The following is a 19,721-nucleotide window of genomic DNA, read 5'->3' as shown; positions in this document are numbered from 1 at the left end:
GGGATATTGAAGCATTATCATGCGATTATGACCCTGCAAAAAAGAATATTTTATACGTTTATTCCCGTAATCGTACTGCCGGCTATTATATTTTTTATCGTTATATTACAAATCGGTATAACTCTGATAGAAAAAAGAACTCTTGCTGCAAGTGAGCTTGTAGTAAGAGAATCGGTAAAAAGAATAGATATATTATTAAATAACTATAATAAAGCTTCAATGCAAATTTACTATAACCAAAATATAATAGACTATTTATATAAAACCGGTATAAGCGGAAACATGGAAAAAAATCACGAATCGATAATTTCCGAAATCCTTGACGGAATGGTTAATTCCGATAAGTATTTAATGTCTGCGATATTGCGCTCAGACTCTTTTTTAATTATGCGCGGCACGAAGTTTCATGCTGTCGAAAATTATTTTACCGATAATCAATATAAATATATACGTATTCCCGGACGTGCTGACTGGCTTCCGACATCGGCTTTAAAAACGGATTTCGGTGTCGACGGTTTTTATTTCGGAATGATGAGGCTTATCCGTAAAAATAACCGCGAAATAGGTACCCTGCTTTTTTTTATACGTGAAGATTTTTTTGATGACATTTATGCGGGTTCAATTCCCGACAATTTAGGCAATGACTATGTTTTGGATGCAGAAGGTATAGTTATATCGGCACACGATAAGTCCAAAATAGGGACTCGGATTACTGATTTCGGATTTGACAATATTCTTAGCGGTAAGGCGGGAAGTTTCGGTTATATACCGATTAAAAATGATCAAAAAAGATCTTATTTTATTTTTGCCCGGTCAAAAGAAACAGGCTGGTATTTTATAAGAGAATTGGAAGAAAAAAATGTTCTTGATACAATATTAAAATTGCGGACGGGTTTGATTGCAGCCCTGATAATTTTCAGCTTATTGCTGATTTTTCTTTTATACTTTTTTTCAAAAGGTATCAGCCGCCCTATCAATCTCCTTGCCGAATGTGTGGATAAAATAGGAAGTAAAAACCTGGCAATACCGGAGCCTGTAAAGTATAACCGTGTGCCCGATGAAATTATTAAGCTGCATGAAAAACTCCGTGAAATGTCACTGAGAATTGAACAGCTCATAGATGAGGTTGCACAAACCGAGCGTCTTAAAACGGAGGCGGAGCTGAAAGCGCTGAGAAATCATATCAGTCCGCATTTTATCTATAATACTTTGGATACGATAAAGTGGATGGCGATTATAAATAAACAGGAGAATATTCAAAAAATGGTTGTTGCCATGGATAAGCTTATGCGTTATGCTTCCGATTATAAAAAAAATCTTATTCCCTTGGAAGAAGAACTTGATCTTATAAAAGAATATGTTCTTATTCAACAAATGAGGTATTCGGATATAAATCTTATTATTAAAATTCCTCAAAAATTTAAAAAAGTTTTGATTAATAAATTTATGATTCAAACTATCGTCGAAAATTCCATTATTCACGGATTTAAAGATTACAGAACAACGGGTACCGTTAAGATAACGGCTTCTTCCGGGAACGGCAATCTTATATTAACTATTAAAGATAACGGAAAAGGTTTTAATGTGGAATCTCTACAGGATTTTTCCCGGCCTCATACCGGACTGGCTTCCGTAGAACGCCGTTTACATTTGAATTACGGCCCGCAATTCGGTATAAAAATAAACAGTATACCTAAAAGGGGAACGACCGTAGTAATCAATCTTCCAATAGCGGTGTAAAAATATGTCAAGAACGGTAATAATTGTTGATGATGAGAAATTGGTTCTTTGCGGTATTTCGTCGTTGATAACCGAGTGTAATTCACAATATGAAATACTTGCCGCCTGTACGAACGCTCGGGAAGCGTTAAAATCCTGTATTGAAAAATCTCCGGACCTTCTTTTAACCGATATAGGAATGCCCGAGATGGATGGCTTGGAATTGATTTCAAAAGTAAAAGAAGTCAAGCCGGATATAAAAATTGCCGTTCTAAGCTGCCATGATGACTACGAACTGGTACATAAAGCTTTTTTAGCCGGGGCCTGCGATTATATTTTAAAAAAGGATATAGATAAAAACGCACTTGAAAAACTGTTTACACGAATCTTTCCCGCATCGGAACAGGATAATATTGAGCGAAAGAAAAAACCTCTTATGCCTGTTTCCGATATGTCTGCCGTCATTCCGGAGAATCCGGGAACTCTTGCAATTATCAGATTTAAATCGGAGCCTTATGATAAAAATACGGAAGTACCGTGGTATCCCGACATTCCGATGCTCTGTCAGCTTATCCATAACGATATACATATTCCGATGGAACTTTTTATAGGTGAACAAAAAGATCTGGTTTTGCTTTTATCCACAGGTATAAACCGTACATCATCGGAAAATATCGGATTGGAACTGTTAAGAAAGATCAGAGTATCCGTATCAAAGTATATCAACCGCAGGGTTTTTATTGCATATTATCCGATGTCTCCGGGGCAAAGTATCGTACAAGCATATAATCAAGCCCTACAAATAGTCGATACCTTATTCTATAAAAAGAACAGTGCCGTATTGACTGAAAAAACACAACCTGCGTATTGGGATCGGACATTAACTTTTGCAATCGATTTTGATAATTCGGAAAAAAAATGGGTTCAAACTCTTAATAGATTTTTTTATGCCGCAAGAGAAAAAAGAGTATCCTCCGAGTCGGTGAAAGCCGAAGCGATTTTTGCGGTAAAACATCTTTTGCATTGTATACGGCAAACGGGAAGAGAGGATATAAGCGAAAAAACTATTAGCGACGGGCAGTCATATTATCGCCGCATTATGACCTTTGATGATTGGGAAGAACTGCGATCATGGCTGGAGAATGTTTTGTTGCGTATTTCACATCAAATCACGCAGGGCAAGCAGGAACATAAAATTATTTTTAACATAAAAGCGTATATAAACAGTCATCTTGAAAGTGATCTGCGGCTTGTTATTATAGCCGATATGTTCGGAATAAATCCGAATTATCTTTCGACCGTATTTAAAAAAAACGTACATAAAAATTATACGGATTATGTCAATGAAAAACGTATCCGGTATGCCTTGGAGCTTATTAAGACGACGAATCTTTCCGCAAAAGAAATTGCATATAAATGCGGTTATGCAAATCCCAATTATTTTTCACGAATTTTCAGAAAAATAACAAAAACCACTATAACACAGTATCAAAAAAAAGATTGTGAGAATTGTGAACTGTAATATGAGATTTGTATGATTTTTTTCCGGCTTATATGATTATTATATATAATTCTTAATTAAATGCATCGACAAAATCGGATATACGATTATATCATAATATACGTAATTCATATTTGTTAGGAGGAAACATGAAAAAACTCGGAATTATCTTTATTTTCTCCCTGATGCTTGCACTTACTTTTAATGCATTTGCCGGGGGAAACAAAGAGACAAAGAAAACGGAACGCGTAACGCTTACTATTTGGGAACATACTCCCCAATTTGAAGCTCCGTTGAAAAAAACGCTTGAAAATTTTATGCTGAAAAATCCGAATATTAAGGTTGAGTATGAAATAAAAACACCGGACCAATATTATGCTTTGTTGGCTACCACTATTCAAGCGGGTGAAGCTCCCGATTTGTTTTGGACCAACGGTACGGCGACAACCGATTTGGCAAATCTGGTAAAGCAGGATGCGGTTATGGATTTAACGAATAAGATTGATGTCAGTGCATATACCGATATGTCTATGAAAATGACTAAAATCGGGGGAAAACAATATCTTACTCCCGGTGCCACAATCGGAACAAGGGCCGTATATTATAATAAAGACATTTTTAAAAAATACGGCTTGCAGGAGCCCAAAAACTTTGCCGATTTTGAAAAAATTCTGGAAACATTAAAGGCAAACAAGGTTGTACCCATATCATTCGGGGGTATGTTCTCATGGAGTATTCTTTTCCATTTTGAGCCTATTTTGGCTGCGATGCATCCCGACTGGCTTGATGAAGCAACGGCGGGTAAGGCAAGGGTAAACGACCCCAGAGTAAAAGCCGCATTTAACAAAATGCTTGAATGGGGAGAAAAAGGTTACTACGGTTCGGGTTATCTCGGTATTGATGAAGGCGGACAATTACTCGCTTTTTCTAAGGGTGAAGCTGCGATGACTATAACCGGTTCATGGAATGCAAATACCTTTAATAAAAACAACCCCGATTTAAAGATAGGCGCCTTCCAGCTTCCTACAAAGGACGGTAAGCGGCCGATGGTTGTAACCTATGATACCGGCTTTTGTATTTACAGTAAAACCGAACATCCTCAAGAGGCTTTAAGGTTGGCGCAGTACCTCGCTTCAAAAGAATCTCAGCAGATATGGATTAACGAGCTTAAAGCCGTTCCCGGTTTGGCAGGCATAGTAACCGATGATCCTTTGATAACGGATATTGTAAAAAACGATTTGCAGGTAAACAGTTTTTATACTATTCTCGGCGATTTTGCAAAAGAAGGAATGGCTCCGACGCAATTGTGGGAACAGGACAACGTAAAGCTTTTGTCGGGAAAATATACGGTTGATCAATTTGTCCATATGCTGGATAAGGCAATGAAATAATTCCGTGTTTGAGAAGGGGAGGGGCTGCCGTCAGTTCGGCTTATCGACGGCCCTGTCCTCTTTTCCATACGGAGCCGGTAAAAAAAGTAAATTTTAAAAATTTTTTCTTTTGTATTTTGAGGAAACACATAATGCCGTCTTTAAAGAAAAAACCTTATATCGCATTTATATTCCCCGGTTTTATCGTATACACCCTGTTTATGATTATCCCGCTTTTTGCCGCCGTTTATTACAGTTTTTTTAAATGGTCGGGGATAGGTCCGAAAACCTTTATCGGTTTGGAAAATTACCGAAATCTTTTTACCGATGCACGATTGTCGGGAATATTTTGGAATGCACTCGGAAATAACTTTACATTTGTGTTAAGCGTTTTATGTATTATTATGCCTGTTCAATTATTTATTGCATACTGGCTTGATATAAAAATAATCGGTTATAAATTTCACAGAACAATCATTTTTTTACCCTATATAATTTCTTCTACTATTGTCGGTTTTTTAACAATGCTGGTTTTCAATCCGAATATCGGTATTATTAATACCGTTTTGAAAAAACTGGGATTTGAATCACGGCTTTCGGCATGGTTCGGGGATCCTCAAAAAGCCTTTCCCCTTTTGATTGTTGTTATTGCATGGCAGGGAATTGCCGCGGGAATGTTTATTTTTTTGGCAAATTTAAAAGGCATTTCGAAAAATTTAATAGAAGCCTCTTTTATAGACGGAGCAAACCGTTTTCAGCGCTTCAGATATATTATCTTGCCGTGTCTTGAACCGGCTCTCATAAATAATATTATTCTCGGGACAATATGGGGACTTACGCAGTTTGATATTCCCTTTGTGGTAGGAGGGCCTCAAGGCGGGATCGATAATTCAATCGACTTTATGAATCTGTTTTTTTATCGCTTCAGTTTCGGAGGTTCTTATTACGGGGAAACTTCAATGGGCTTCGGCGCTACAATCAGTATCGTATTGTTTTTTATCATTTTAATTATCACCGTAATTCAATTGTATATTTTAACCCGTAAATTCAATCACAGCGATAAGAGGTAATTATGATAAGACGCGGTTACTTTGAAAAAATACGGGGTGTATTCAGTCCCGCAGGCATTATCGTTTCGATACTCTTTTTTGTTTACTGTTCAATCGCTTTGTATCTGATTCCGCTTTTAGGGATTAATTCATTTAAAACAAAGTCGGATTTGATAAACAATACCTTGGGGATTCCCCGAACGTTTACATTGGAAAATTACCGGATTATTCTTTTACAGGATAATTTTATCCGATACTTTTTTAACAGTATTTTTCTTTCAGTACTGTCTTTGGCTTCTTTATTGTTCATCGCATCCCTGTGTGCATACGGCTTGTCCCGCTATACATTTAAAGGCAGAAATTTTTTGCGTATATACTTTTTGCTGGGAATGATGTTTCCGATTCAATTAGGTATATTGCCCATATTTATAATAATCAGAAGTATGCATTTAACCAATACGTTTTGGGGTATGATACTTATATATACCGCAAATATGTCATTGGCCGTATTTATTTTTTCGAATTTTTTTCGAACATTACCCAATGCTTTGTACGAATCGGCTTTAATTGAGGGGGCAGGGGAATTTTCAATATTTATACGGATTATGGTTCCGATATCAAAACCGGTTTTTGCCACCGTCGGTATATTGAATTTCGTTACCATATGGAATGATTTTTATATGCCGCTGGTTTTTTTGACAAAAAAACATGTAAGAACGCTGCCATTGGGTATATACAGCTATATGAATAATTTTTTGGCAAACTGGCATTTGGTTTTTGCAGCCGTTACGCTTGCCCTGATACCGGTTATGATTATTTTCTTTGCATTTTCTCATTTTTTAATCAGCGGTTTGACGGCGGGAGCAATAAAGGAATGATAAAAAAAAACAGAGCACAATTTATTTGGACTAATGAAGTTTTGGAAGAAAGGGATCGAAAGGTTTGTTTTCGTAAAGTATTTTTTAAACCGGCTGGTGTAAAAGAACTTATTATAGATATATGGGCCGATTCCAGATATTTTTTATGGATTAACGGTGTTTTTGTGGAAACCGGACCGGGGCGTTGTTGGCCCGAATATCCTGAAAAAGACCGTATAAAAGTGTGTCTCAGCGAATACTCGGAAGAACTTTGTATTGCCGTTTTAATATGGAATTTCGGAACATCTACGAGCCAGTATATTCACGGAAATGCGGGTTTTTGGCTTAAATGCGTGTCGGCGGATGCTCATAGCGACTTTGTAATTAATTCCGATAAAACATGGAAGTGTCAAAAACATACGGCTTTTCAAACGCCCGTACCGAGGATAAATGTAAGTCAAACATGGGTTGAAATATATCATGAAAACCGCTTCCCTGCCGATTGGACGGCAAAAGATTTTAACGATTGCCATTGGAGCGATGCGGTGTCGGCAAGGCCGCCCGTTTCACATACGGGAATGCAGTATTGCTTGGAAGATATGCCTTTAAGAGGGATACCTTTGCTGGCAAAAAAAAGTAAAACTCCGGTGCGTCTTGTATGCGAAAAGAGAATCGGCTGCCGCGGAATCGGCATAAGAATAGATTATAAGAGTGCTTTTTATCCGCAGGACAGAACGACCGAGGATATTTTGCAAACAGGATATATAGCCTGTCTGATAGAATCTCCTGTTGAACAGGGGATAAGGATAACTTTAGCGGATAAATTGTGGCCGGAAATTGATGAGTTTATTATCCTTAACGGCAGGCAATACAGATTTAAAGCCGGAATAAAAAGCCGGGAACTCGTATTAGCAAAAGGCGAAAATCTTTTTTTGCTTGATGTATCGGGTGCACGGCAGCGTTTTTCTTCGGATATTCATTTTTTGCCGGAGACCGAAATTAAGTTTTTGCCGCCGATAAAGGGAGAATCTGCGTTATTTGCAGGTGTCGGGCCTTTTGAATTTGTCAGGATAGGCAATATTGTATGCTCCGACGGATTCACCGTCAACACCGAAGATCCCGATTTTGTTGCTGCGGGGAAATGTATAACCGGTACTGAATTGGGAAAATTCAGCGCATGGCTAAAGCCCGTTGATAACGTACTTTTTGACGGCCCGAAATTACGCAGCATGGGAGCCGAAGTTAAAAGAGTAACATGCTTAAACCGTCCGTATGGTTCGAATCTGCTTTTGAAGGCCTCCAATAAAGACGGTGATCATGAAATAATTCTGGATATGGGAGAAGAGGTTTCCGGTTTTTTACTGTTTAATATAGAAGCATGTGAAGATACTGAATTGGATTTTTATTTTTTTGAATATATTAATAAAAAGGTGCCTGAGATTCCTGATGATTTGGATACAAGTCTCAGATACCGCTGTCCGAGCGGAAATCACAGATTCAGATCTCTGCATCGCCGAGGGTTTCGCTATATGGCAATCAGGCTTCGGGGGCAAAAGCGTGTCATTATACGGGATTTGAAAATAGAAGAACGATTATATGCATTTAAATCCGAAGGAAATTTTTACTCGAATGATACGGTATTAAACTCCATTTGGCATATGTGTAAAAGAACCGTCGAATTGTGCAGTGAGGATGTACCTGCCGATTCTCCCGCCTTTGAGCAGGCTTTTTGGGTAGGCGACAGCTATGTGATGGGCCTATATTATCAATGGTTGTTCAACGAAACGGATATTATGAAGCACAGCCTTATGTTGACGGCCCGCTCGATGCACTATACATCGCTTCCGGATTGTCATCTTCCTGCAGGCCTCCATCTTTTATTGACGGCATGGGCCCAGCTTTGGATGATTACGGCTAAAGATTATTGGCTGCATACCGGTAATAAGGAATTTTTAGCGGAACTCTATCCCTGGCTTGAAAAAGCCGCCCTTGCCTTTGCCTCCCATATAGATATGCAAGGTTTATTTACCATTCATGCGTGGAATATGCTGGATTGGGCCGATATGGATACGCCCTACAGGGGAACAATTACGCATTTGAATGCTTTGCTTGTTTTATGCTTTCGCAGTCTTGCACATCTATCCTCCGTTTTGGGTTTTGAAGACAATGCAAAAAAATGGGAAGAATCGGCATTAAAACTTGCCGAAAACAGCGACAGCATATTTTGGAGCGATGAAAAAGAATGCTACATAGATTGTATCCATGATGACGGTAAACGTTCCGAAGTTATAAGTATACAGAGTAATTTGATGATGCTTTTATGCGGCTGCGTTCCGGAGTATAAAAAAGATACGATCAAGCGCTTTATTATTGCTCCTCCGAAAGAAGCCGTACGTCCCGGTTCTCCTTTTATGGCGCATTTTTACTATGATTTTCTGTTTTCCGAAGGCTTGGGAGAATTTGCCGTTAAGGGAATCCGAAAACAATGGATGCCCATGCTTACTCAGGGAACCTGCTGGGAAACATTCAAAGGTTTTTATAAAGACAGATTGACAAGAAGCTATTGTCATGCATGGTCGGCCGCTCCTTCTTATTTGTTCGGTGCATATATCCTCGGTGTCAAACCGCTTTCACCCGGCTTTAAGAAAATACTGATAGCTCCTCTACCGTCGGGATTAAAACGTGCCGAAGGCAGTATTCCCGTTCCTGCAGGTAACGTGAATGTGGAATGGAAAATAAAAAAGAATGTTTTTTATTGTACTGTAAAATTGCCGGCCTCTGTCGATTATATTTTCCGCGCACCCGAAAAATACCGTAACGCCGCAAAATTGACTGTTCACCGTTTTTAGCAGCGTGAATATAACGTTTCCGCTCAGGGGGCTGTTTATTTAAGACCGGACTCCCCCTCCTTAAAACAATTGACGGTTTTGACCGGCCTTTGTCGAGTCCCCGCGGCTTTTAGGCGTTTTTGAGTTCGCCTCGTTTTTTGTCGAGATAACCGCAGTCTTCAAGGTAGCGCCTTCGCGTGATGATGAGGGAAATCAATTCCTGATACATGTTATAGTCGACTGCAAGGGCGATGGGCAGGATAAAATATTCCGTTTCGTCGCAATAACGCTCTATAAAGGCGGGGTTTGTTACAAAGCCGAGACTTATCATATTGCTGATACGGTCGGCGCATTTGAGGATTTTCGCTTTGGGGCTTCCGTGTTCGATAATCCCGCGAAGATAGTCGCTTTTTAACTGGCCTTCTTTTTTGGTAACTTCCAAAACAAGGTCGTACACTTCCTGCGATTCGGAATCGATTTCGAGGATACGTTTGTGGTCAAAGTCGGCAACGTCTTCAATTAAATCGTGAATGACGGATGCTTTAAGAAGGACACTGTCTATGTAGCCGTAGTCGATGAGCACTCCCATCGTGTCGATTTGATGACGGAACATATTGCCTCCGTCTTGCCGGGATTTTCCGATAAGGGCTGTTGCAAGCTGCAAATAGGGGGCAAGATAAATTCCCTTTAATTGAAGCATCGCTCCGGTATTCATACGTGCGGGTTTTTCCGTTTGCATAATCCCCTTCCTTTGTAGCTCTGCGGCTGCCGCCGATTCGGGCGGCTTGCGCAGGCTTATAGACTTTCTATATATTCAATCAGCTTTTCCGTTCTGCGCACGGATGCGCTGCGTTTTTCCTTTTCGGCTTCCACCACTTCCGCAGGCGCGTGTTGAGCGAAACTTCCCGACAGCTTTGCATCATATCGTGCGATGGCGTTTTTTTCGAGTTCGAGCTCTTTTTCAAAGCGCGCTTTAAGCTGTACCTTATCGACGGCACCGCTGACCAAAATAAAGGCTTCAAAGCCCTCTCCTACGGTACCGACCGCTTCGGCCGGTTTTGATTTTACAAAGTCGATATGCTTTATGCCCGCCAAAAGCCCGATAAGATCGGTTTTTTCGGTACATACTTCGGCAGCCGTTCCCGGTGTGATAAGCAAGGCGGCGTCGAGTTTTAAGTCGGGGGCAAGACCGCATTCGATACGGAGCGAACGCATTGAGCGGATAAGGTTTTGCAGTACGGCAAAACGTTCAGCCGTCTTTTCGTTTTCGCGCGCATCGACCGGCACCGGATAGGGTGCATTTATAAGCAGACCCTTGTAAAGGCTTGAGGGCAAAATGCGGTTTTGAGATACCGGCGGCAGGGCTTGTCCTGCCCGCTTTCTGCACAAGACGATTTCTTCAAGCGGTAAAAACGAATAGATTTCTTCGGTTACAAAGGGCAGATAGGGATGCAGGAGGCGTAAACTTTCTTCGAGCACGTTCAGCAAAACGGAAACGGCGCGGTCTTTTTCTTTTTCGTCGGTGCTGCGGAACGAAAGTTTTGTGCCTTCGACATACCAATCGCAAAAGTCGTTCCAAAAATATTCGTACACCGATTGGGCACCGTCGTTATACCGATAGCCTTCCAACGCGCTGCGTGAAGCGGCTGCCGCGGCGTTTAAGCGGCCGTAAATCCATATATCCAATTCGGTTAAATCGCCGTCGTTTAAAGGAACGATGGTGCGTCCTTCCAAATTGCCCAAAATATAGCGGCTTGCGTTCCATACCTTGTTGGCAAAGCGGCTTCCCATTTTAAATGATTCTTTATCGACGAGGACGTCCTGACCCTGAGCGCACATAAATGCAAGGGTGAACTTGAGCGCGTCCGATCCGTATTCTTCGATAATATCCAAGGGATCCATGCCGTTGCCCAAGGACTTACTCATTTTTCGTCCCTGTTTGTCGCGCACAAGGCCGTGTATGTAAATGTCTTTAAAGGGAGCCTTTCCCGTAAACTCAAGGCCGGCCATTACCATGCGGCTGACCCAAAAAAAGATAATGTCGTAAGCGGTAACGAGGGCGCTTGTGGGATAAAAGGTTTTAAAGTCGGAAAGGCGGCCTGCCGCACGGCTTTCGCCTGCTTTTTCGCCTTCTTGTGCAGTTTCCGCTGCAGTTTCCGCCGTTTCCGGTGCGTTTTCCGGCCAGCCGAGGGTCGAAAAGGGCCACAGCCAACTTGAAAACCACGTATCCAGCACGTCTTCGTCCTGTTTGAGTTTTCCGTCGGCGGCCTTTGCACCGCAGTAAGGACAGGAATCGGGGTCGGTTTCCGAAACGGTCATCTTGCCGCAGTCTGCGCAGTACCAGACGGGAATGCGGTGTCCCCACCACAGCTGGCGGCTTATGCACCAGTCGCGGATATTTTCCATCCAGTGCGCATAGGTGTTTTCCCATTTTTTAGGATAAAAGACGATTTCGCCGTCCTTCCACGCTTTGAGGGCTTTTTCGGCAAGGGGCTTCATCTTTACAAACCACTGGTCGCTTAAATAGGGTTCAACGACGCTGTGGCAGCGGTAACAGTGGCCTACCGAATGGCTGATTTTTTCTTCGCCCTTGTACAAGCCCGCTTCCTGTAAGTCTTCAATGACAAGGGTGCGCGCTTTTTTACAGCTGAGCGATCGGTAGCGTTCCGGGCAGTTTTCGTTTAAAGTGCCGTCGTCGTTCAATATATTGATTGCTTCAAGATTGTGACGCTTGCCCACTTCCCAGTCGTTGGGGTCGTGTGCGGGGGTGATTTTTACCATGCCCGTACCGAATTCCTTATCGACATAGCTGTCGGCGATAACGGGAATAAGGCGGTTTGCAAGCGGAAGCTTTACCTTCATGCCCACAATGCCCTTGTAGCGTTCATCTTCAGGGTGAACGGCAACGGCCGTATCTCCCAAAAGGGTTTCGGGGCGGGTGGTTGCAATTTCTATACGGGACGGCATTCCCGGCTTGGGGTTGTCGATTTCGTAGTAAATGTGATACATAGCCCCCGCAGTATCTTCGTGTTCCACTTCGTCGTCGGCAAGGGCGGTGGTGCATGAAGGACACCAGTTAACCAAATAATTGCCGCGGTAAATCAGGCCGCGCTCATAGAGGCTGACAAATACGTGGCGCACCGCCTTGGAAAGGCCCTCGTCCATCGTAAAGCGCTCGCGGCTCCAGTCTACCGAAGCGCCGAGTTTTTTAAGCTGTTTTGTAATGATTGCGTGATGTTCTTTTTTTACCTTCCACGTGCGCTCGATAAAGGCTTCGCGTCCGAGGTCGTGGCGCGACAAGCCTTCTTTTTTTAAGGCGCGCTCTACAACGTTTTGCGTTGCGATTCCCGCGTGGTCGGTTCCCGGAAGCCAGAGCACAGGCCGGCCGTTCATGCGCTGATAGCGGATAACAATGTCCTGCAGCGTGTTGTTCAGGGCATGCCCCATGTGAAGAATACCGGTTACATTCGGAGGCGGAATCACGACGGTAAAAGGCTTTGCATTATCAGCCGTGCCGGCACAGTCGGTATCGGAGACAGTACCGGAGGCCGTGCAGGGGCAAGCGCCTTTATCCGCGGGTTTTGCCGGCTTAAAACAGCCTTCTTTTTCCCACTGCGCGTACAATCTGTCTTCAAAATCTTTCGGATTATAGGCTTTTTCAAGCTCGATACCTTTCATCGTCCTCTCCCGGCATATTCACTAAACGCGGCCTCCTACCTGTTCGGTTTTAAAACACCCGCGCAATTATGTGATAAAATTATTCTAATATTGTAACGATTTTCGGAGAAAGTGGCAAGCACAGGGTTGAAGCGAGCGGTGGAAATAACGCCGCTCGCTTCAACATCGAGTTTGTTTCAAAACCGCACGTCCTGTGCGGTTTTGAATCCCGGTTTCGGGCGAAGCCCGAAACCGATTACTAACGGCTTTTATGCACATCCGTGTACAGGATTTGAAACAAGATGTTTTATGTGCGGCATTATGCCCGCCAAAAACATCGCGGATAATCGGTTTTTGGTTCGCACATTTGAAAATGTGCTCACATTAAAAGATAAGGTCGTATTCACCGACACATTGAGTTTATTCAGCGCAAAACTGATTACATAAAGCTTTACCGCACGCCCTGTGCGGTTTTGAACTCCAGTTTTGAGCATAGCTCAAAACTGATTACTAACGGCTTTCCTGCTCATCCGTGTGCAGGATTTGAAACAGGATGTTTTACGTGCGGTATTTTACCGTCCAAAACATCGTGGATAATCGGCTTTAGGTTCACACATTTGAAAATGTGTTCACTTGTAAAAATGGAGCTATTTCGGTGTGGTTCACTTGTAAAACAGTATAGGAGAGGTGAAGTATGACAGAGGCTAATCCCAAGCGGACGTATAAGGACTCGGTGTTTGCCGACTTATTCGGAGCGGACAAGTCGGCAAAGTCAAATTTTATCAGTTTATACAACGCGCTGCACGAAACGGAATTAACGCTTGACTGCGAGCTGCGTCATATCAGGCTGGAGCAAATCCTGTACATGAACTTTTATAACGATGTGTCTTTTCTTGTGGATAATAAAGTCATCGTACTTGCCGAGCATCAGTCCACTATAAACGAAAACATGCCGTTTCGCTTTTTGGAGTATGTAGCCCGCCTGTATGAACAAATCCAAAATCCGCGCGATAAGTATTTGCGCCGTTTGGTTAAAATTCCTACACCCGAATTCTATGTCTTTTACAACGGTGAAGAAGATTTCCCCAAACGGAAGATACTAAAACTTTCCGACGCCTTTATGACGGCCGGCTCACAGCCGAACCTTGAACTTACCGTTGAAGTGGTGAATATCAATCGCAATAAAGCACATACAATTCTTGAGCAGTGTAGACCGCTTTCGGAATACAGTCTGTTTGTAGAGACGGTGCGAAAACACCTCAAGCTGGATAGAAAGAAAGGCTTTGAAAAAGCTGTACAGGAATGTATAAATAATGATATACTTAAAGAGTACTTGGAACGCAAATCACGGGAGGTAATGAATATGTTGTTGGCAGAATACGATTATGCAACCGATATAGCGGTTCAAAGAGAAGAAAGTGGGGCTATCGGACTTGAAAAAGGCTTGTCTCAAGGTGCCCGCCAAAAAGCACTTGAAACGGCGGCGGCTTTTAAACGGCTTGGTTTTGATATTGCTAAGATAGCTGAAGGAACCGGTCTTTCCGAAGCCGAAATCGCGAACTTATAAAAAAAGTGAAATAACACGACTTCCGTGCTATTGTGTAATTTTATTCATTTTTTTTCACATTTTTCCTGTAAAACTTGTTTTATATGAAAAAATGTGTTAACATGTTTAAAAAGGGAACATCCTGTTTCCTTTTTAATCCAAGTTTTGTGCGGAGCACAAAACTCTTTACTTTCAGCTTTTATGCACGTCCGTGTACGGGCATAAAAACTCACGTCCTGTGAGTTTTTATGCTTCAAGTTTGACAGAGGCAAACGGTTTGCCTCTGTCAAACCGTTCCATACCCTTTTTGCAGATTTATTTTTTCCGTTTATTTGATTTAAAATCAAATAAAGTGTATAGCATAGTATGAAAAACACATTATTTATAAATATTACCGCCTTATCGCTTCTTTTTCTTTCGGCCTGTACAAATAATCTTGTGCAAAATACCGAAAAAAAAGATGCCCAAGTGCCGGTACATGCTATCGCGGTGACTTCCGCAAGCGGAACAATATCCATTGTAAAAGACGGTATCTTTAAAATAGAAGCCTTCGTTTTGCCTGTCAATGCGGCAAACAAAAAGCTGACCTTTTTTTCAGCCGATACCGAGATTGCGTCGGTCGGTGATGACGGGGTCATTAAGGCGCACAAAGAGGGCGATGTTAAAATTACACTCAGTGCCGCAAACAATATTACAAAAAAGCTTGCGGTAAAGGTTGTTCCGCAGCCCGTTGCGGTAACGAGACTTCGCAGCGATTTGCCTTTTCCCCAATCTTTGACAATCGGCGGCACCTTTAAATTAAACATAGAAGCGAAGCCTTCCGATGCAACAAACAAAGAATGCACATTTTTTCCCAAAGCTAATTCGATTGTACGGATAGGAAGCGACTGAGTTATACAGGCTTATAAAGACGGCACTACGGAAATCACCGTCACTTCCGAGTAAGCAATCCCGAAATAAAGCAAACTTTTTTGGTTGACTTAAAAAAACGGATAAATATATTGCAAAAGCCAAAAACCGAAAATGGTCTGATATTGTGTTAAAAGTTACGCAGGAAAAAACAGTAATCCGTAATTAAAAATACTTTGCATTCGGAAAAAGCAATAGATTTGGCAATCCGTAAAGACGGAAACATATACCGGCACGGTATAACCTTGTAGGAGGGCAGCTTTTGACGGCGCAGGTACTATCATTGCCGTGTATGTTTCCGATTCACGTATCCCGCTTTTTTACCCCTCTACTTGACTGAAAACGCTTGTATATATACTATTTACTATAGTGGATTCTGCTTATACGATTGTAGTTCCGGATACCGATGTATTATCGCGGTTGTGCGGAACGAATGATTGCAATTTACGTCTCATCGAAGAACATCTGGGAGTTTCCGTTTTTACGCGCGGAAACGAACTTTCGGTGTCCGAAAGCGACCCTCATATCCGGGAGCGTTTTAAATACATTATAGACCGCATTGTCGATGAGGTTGTCAGCGGAAACGACGCCGACAATCACATGGTGTATTCGATTTTAAATGTCAAACCCGAAAGAGAAGCTCTTTCGCGCGAAGATTTGCACGATTTTTTTACGAAAACAAGTATTCATATTCCCGGAACCGAGCGCAAACTCTACCCGAAGAGCAAAAATCAGGCGGAATTGGTGCAGGCAATGCGTACGGCCGATATGGTCTTTTGCATAGGACCTGCCGGTTCGGGAAAAACCTACATTATGGTTGCCGAAGCCTTAAATCTGCTTTTGTCGCGTAAAAAATCGAAAATCGTTTTAACCCGTCCCGTTGTGGAGGCCGGAGAAAGTTTGGGCTATCTTCCCGGCGATTTGGAGCAAAAAATCAGCCCCTATCTTCGCCCCCTCTACGATGCCATGGAAGCCTTTGTTTCCAAGGACTTTATACGAAAATTGATTGAAGCAGGTCTTATAGAAATTGCCCCGCTTGCCTATATGCGCGGCAGAACCCTTTCTGATGCAGTCGTTATTTTGGATGAAGCGCAAAATACGACCCGCCAGCAAATGAAAATGTTTTTAACCCGCATGGGAGAAGGCTCAAAGGTATTCATTACCGGCGATATTACTCAAATAGACTTGCCGAAACGCACCGAATCCGGCTTAAAGCACGCGCTTCAAATTTTGCAGGATATAAAAGGAATACGCATCCTGCATACCGATTCTTCGGATGTGGTGCGCAACGCGTTGGTCAAACGGATTATACAAGCTTATGAAAAATACGAATAGCACGGGGACATCCGCTAAAAAATTCGGTACCGAATTGATGTCCCGCATAAAAACAAAATACCCTTTTTATACGGTATTTATACTTGTTTTTTTAACGGTTATGGCCGTTTCTTTTTTCGACATAGCGACGTCGGAAACGGTTTTTTCTTTTGCCCTTTCGGGTTATCAAGTCGATCAAATCTCCGACCGTACGATAATTGCAAAAAAGAATCTTGAGCCGACCGAACTTCATCCCGTTTCGGTACAAAAGGGCGAAGAAATTATTAAAAAGGGTTTTCCCATCACGCAGGAACGTTACGACAAACTTAAAAAAATGGCCGAAACGCCCGCTTATATCAATACAAGGGCCTTGGGTAACGCTTTTTTGTTTTTTATACTCTTAAGCGCCCTTATGTTTTTGCTTTTTTCTCCGTTTTTTTTAGGCAGGGATATAAAATTAAAAGAAATTATCTGTTTGGGAATTATGTTCGTTATCGTCTATGCCGCGGTTGTCTTCGGCCGAAAACTGCCGGCCTTTTCCGACCCCTTTACGCTTCCCTTTATTATTCCCGCCACATTTTTTGTCATGCTTGTCGCAATGCTTTTTGAAGAGCGCCTTGCAATGTATTTTGCCTTTCTTCTCTTTTTTGCCGTTTTATACGGCTCGAATTTTAATACCGCTCCCGCCGTCTTTGTACTTTGTTCGGGAATGTCGGCGGCACGCATTGTGCGCAAACTGGATAAAAGAATCAATTTGATTGTCGCCTCTTTGGTGCTGAGTTTATTAAACTGGGTGCTTTTATTTACCCTCGAAATCGTATACGGAAGCCCCCTCGACGATTCCCTGTTAAACGGTCTTGCGGTTGCCTTTAACGGCTTTATGTCGGGTATTTTAGCCCTCGGTTTTTTAACACCGCTTGAACTTTTATTGAATACCGCTTCCGTTTTCAGACTCATGGATTTATCCGACCTCAATAATCCGATTATGAAGCGTATGCTTATTGCCGCGCCGGGCACCTATAATCACTCCATGCTCGTTGCAACCCTGTCCGAAAACGCCTGCGCTTCCATCGGCGCGAACGGACTTCTTGCGCGTGTGGGCGCTTACTACCACGATTTGGGAAAACTTGAACAGCCCGAATATTTTGTGGAAAATCAGCGCGAGGGCAATAAGCACGATGAAATAAATCCGCGTCTTTCGGTTTCCGTAATACGTAATCACGTTAAAAAGGGTGTCGAACGTGCCCGTCAAATGCGGCTTCCTCAGGAAGTTATCGACATTATCGCCCAGCATCACGGCAACAGTTTGATTGCATATTTTTTCAATACGGCAAAACAGCAGGACGAATCGGTTTCCGAAGAAGAGTTTTCGTATTGGGGAAGCCCTCCGGCTTCCAAAGAAGCTGCGGTTGTGATGATTGCCGATACGGTGGAAGCCGCCTGTCGCACTCTGGAAAACCCTTCGGTGCCGCGTCTCGAAAAATTCATACGCCGCCTGATTATGACCAAATACGAAACGGGCCAGCTTGACAGGGCCGCCTTAACCTTTAATGAGCTCGATATTATCCGCGAGTGTTTTGTAAATATTCTTGCAGGCTATTATCATTCGCGTATCGAATATCCCAATCAAAAAGATCCGGACAGCGATGAAAAAGAAAAATCCGATGCACATGAAAAATAAGCTTTTAATTTCCGTTGAAGATACCGATTCTCCGTCTTGGCTTAACCGTGCCGAAGATTTTATCGGCAAAGTTTTGGAAAAAAGAGGACACGATAATTGGGAACTCTCCGTTCTTTTTTGCTCAGATGAGCGAATCCGTTCTTTAAATCGCGAATTTCGCGGTATTGATGCGCCGACCGATGTGCTCAGTTTTGAACTGGGCAGCCTCTATACCGATGAAGACGGCGAAGAACGCTATGCAGCCGGCGATATTGTTATCAGTCTTGAGTTTTTGTTCAAAAATGCGGCCGATTTTAATGTTTGTCCGAACGAAGAATTGAAACGCTTATTGATTCATGGTATCCTGCATTTGGAGGGTATGGATCACGGCGAAAATCACATGGGAGATACCGAATACGGCGAAATGATTGCTTTGCAGGAAAACATTTTGACCGATTTTGCATCCCATGCTATCATTGAGGAACGGTTATGACTTTGTTTAAAAAATGGCTCAAAAAAAACGGTGAGGATACTCAAAATCACAAAAATCAACAACCGAACGGTAATTCCGCCGGCCGCGAACAGGACGATATCTTAAACGAAGAAAAGCGCGATATGATCCGCGGTATAGAAGAGCTTGCCGAAACTTCGGTTAAAGAAGTGATGATTCCGCGCATCGATGTGGATTTTTTATCGATTTCAACGCCCGAAAATGAATTATTGGAAAAAATCGCCGGCAGCGGGCATTCCCGTTTTCCCGTCTATGTAGATTCCATAGACAATGTAGTCGGTATTCTGTATGTAAAGGATTTGATTACGGCATTTGCAAAAAAAGAAGCGGTCGATTTGGAAAAAATTATCCGCAAAGCTTTTTTTGTTCCCGAATCCAAACGAATTGACTCCCTTTTGCGCGAGTTTAAACGCCGTCACGTGCATATTGCCGTTGCAATCGATGAATACGGCGGTATATCCGGCATTGTCTGTATGGAAGATATTATTGAAGAGATTGTCGGCGATATTCAGGATGAATTCGACAACGAGTGTGAAGATATTTTACAGCTGAACGAAAACATGTGGCTCTGCGATGCCCGCGCGAATTTGGACGATTTAAACGAAACAATCGAATCGAATTTTCCGAATGAAGAATTCGATACCTTGGGAGGCTTTGTGTTCGACCTGCTGGGAAAAATTCCGGTAAAGTACGAAAAAGCGTCGTGGAATAATTATGATTTTATCGTCCAGGATATGGACGGGCACAGGGTAAATCAAATTAAAATTATAAAACATACCGAAACGGAAAGCGCCTAGCAT

Annotated in this window: 16 protein-coding genes; 13 read left to right on the top strand and 3 right to left on the bottom strand. The window is 42.3% G+C overall.

What is annotated here, in order from left to right; translation table 11 throughout:
- Nucleotides 1-27 precede the first annotated feature (27 nt).
- The 6 genes from V1L52_RS08995 to V1L52_RS08970 all read left to right on the top strand — a co-directional run bounded on the left by V1L52_RS08995 (nt 28) and on the right by V1L52_RS08970 (nt 9,345).
- Entirely contained in the window at nt 28-1,740 is a 1,713-nt protein-coding gene (locus V1L52_RS08995) for a cache domain-containing sensor histidine kinase (protein ID WP_428768921.1), read from the top strand.
- A 4-nt stretch (nt 1,741-1,744) separates the two neighbouring features.
- Nucleotides 1,745-3,241 carry a response regulator transcription factor gene (locus tag V1L52_RS08990; RefSeq protein ID WP_428768919.1) on the top strand — a complete coding sequence of 499 codons (1,497 nt, stop codon included), beginning with the start codon at nt 1,745-1,747 and terminating at the stop codon, nt 3,239-3,241.
- A gap of 128 nt (nt 3,242-3,369) precedes the next feature.
- Nucleotides 3,370-4,611 (top strand): ABC transporter substrate-binding protein, encoded by a 1,242-nt coding sequence (locus tag V1L52_RS08985; RefSeq protein WP_428768917.1) that lies wholly within the window; start codon nt 3,370-3,372, stop codon nt 4,609-4,611.
- A gap of 131 nt (nt 4,612-4,742) precedes the next feature.
- The gene (locus V1L52_RS08980) at nt 4,743-5,660 is read left to right on the top strand and encodes a carbohydrate ABC transporter permease (protein ID WP_428768915.1); all 918 of its coding nucleotides are present in this window, start codon (nt 4,743-4,745) and stop codon (nt 5,658-5,660) included.
- 2 nt (nt 5,661-5,662) lie between these two features.
- On the top strand, nt 5,663-6,517 hold the full coding sequence (locus V1L52_RS08975; RefSeq protein ID WP_428768913.1) for a carbohydrate ABC transporter permease: 855 nt from the start codon (nt 5,663-5,665) through the stop codon (nt 6,515-6,517).
- Nucleotides 6,514-9,345, top strand: coding sequence for an alpha-L-rhamnosidase C-terminal domain-containing protein (locus tag V1L52_RS08970; protein ID WP_428768911.1), 2,832 nt, complete (start codon nt 6,514-6,516; stop codon nt 9,343-9,345). Before V1L52_RS08975 ends, V1L52_RS08970 begins: the two co-directional genes overlap by 4 nt.
- Nucleotides 9,346-9,454: 109 nt before the next feature.
- Here the strand turns inward: V1L52_RS08970 and V1L52_RS08965 are convergent, their stop codons facing one another.
- Both V1L52_RS08965 and V1L52_RS08960 read right to left on the bottom strand, forming a co-directional pair.
- Nucleotides 9,455-10,063 (bottom strand): hypothetical protein, encoded by a 609-nt coding sequence (locus V1L52_RS08965; RefSeq protein WP_428768909.1) that lies wholly within the window; start codon nt 10,061-10,063, stop codon nt 9,455-9,457.
- A 56-nt stretch (nt 10,064-10,119) separates the two neighbouring features.
- Nucleotides 10,120-13,002: a valine--tRNA ligase gene (locus V1L52_RS08960; protein WP_428768907.1), complete on the bottom strand. Its 2,883-nt coding sequence runs from the start codon at nt 13,000-13,002 to the stop codon at nt 10,120-10,122.
- A 111-nt stretch (nt 13,003-13,113) separates the two neighbouring features.
- Here V1L52_RS08960 and V1L52_RS08955 point away from each other — a divergent pair, with 111 nt between their 5' ends.
- Both V1L52_RS08955 and V1L52_RS08950 read left to right on the top strand, forming a co-directional pair.
- On the top strand, nt 13,114-13,428 hold the full coding sequence (locus V1L52_RS08955; RefSeq protein WP_428768905.1) for a hypothetical protein: 315 nt from the start codon (nt 13,114-13,116) through the stop codon (nt 13,426-13,428).
- A 247-nt stretch (nt 13,429-13,675) separates the two neighbouring features.
- Nucleotides 13,676-14,548 (top strand): Rpn family recombination-promoting nuclease/putative transposase, encoded by an 873-nt coding sequence (locus V1L52_RS08950; RefSeq protein WP_428768903.1) that lies wholly within the window; start codon nt 13,676-13,678, stop codon nt 14,546-14,548.
- A gap of 44 nt (nt 14,549-14,592) precedes the next feature.
- Here V1L52_RS08950 and V1L52_RS08945 read toward each other — a convergent pair whose 3' ends face one another.
- Complete coding sequence (locus V1L52_RS08945) at nt 14,593-14,874, bottom strand: hypothetical protein (RefSeq protein ID WP_428768901.1); 282 nt, start codon at nt 14,872-14,874, stop codon at nt 14,593-14,595.
- 19 nt (nt 14,875-14,893) lie between these two features.
- Here V1L52_RS08945 and V1L52_RS08940 point away from each other — a divergent pair, with 19 nt between their 5' ends.
- From V1L52_RS08940 to V1L52_RS08920, 5 genes are all read left to right on the top strand, one after another.
- Nucleotides 14,894-15,418 carry an Ig-like domain-containing protein gene (locus V1L52_RS08940; RefSeq protein WP_428768899.1) on the top strand — a complete coding sequence of 175 codons (525 nt, stop codon included), beginning with the start codon at nt 14,894-14,896 and terminating at the stop codon, nt 15,416-15,418.
- A gap of 387 nt (nt 15,419-15,805) precedes the next feature.
- A complete protein-coding gene (locus V1L52_RS08935; RefSeq protein WP_428768897.1) occupies nt 15,806-16,771 on the top strand; it encodes a PhoH family protein in 966 nt (321 codons plus the stop codon).
- Complete coding sequence (locus tag V1L52_RS08930) at nt 16,755-18,431, top strand: HD family phosphohydrolase (protein ID WP_428768895.1); 1,677 nt, start codon at nt 16,755-16,757, stop codon at nt 18,429-18,431. Before V1L52_RS08935 ends, V1L52_RS08930 begins: the two co-directional genes overlap by 17 nt.
- Nucleotides 18,421-18,903 (top strand): rRNA maturation RNase YbeY, encoded by a 483-nt coding sequence (gene ybeY / locus V1L52_RS08925; RefSeq protein WP_428771818.1) that lies wholly within the window; start codon nt 18,421-18,423, stop codon nt 18,901-18,903. The genes V1L52_RS08930 and ybeY overlap by 11 nt, the downstream gene beginning before the upstream one ends.
- Nucleotides 18,900-19,718: a hemolysin family protein gene (locus V1L52_RS08920; protein ID WP_428768894.1), complete on the top strand. Its 819-nt coding sequence runs from the start codon at nt 18,900-18,902 to the stop codon at nt 19,716-19,718. The genes ybeY and V1L52_RS08920 overlap by 4 nt, the downstream gene beginning before the upstream one ends.
- Nucleotides 19,719-19,721: the final 3 nt, after the last annotated feature.

This window comes from Treponema sp. HNW, assembly GCF_050320395.1.
Lineage (GTDB): Bacteria > Spirochaetota > Spirochaetia > Treponematales > Treponemataceae > Treponema_C.
This window is presented reverse-complemented; position numbering and strand designations above follow the sequence as displayed.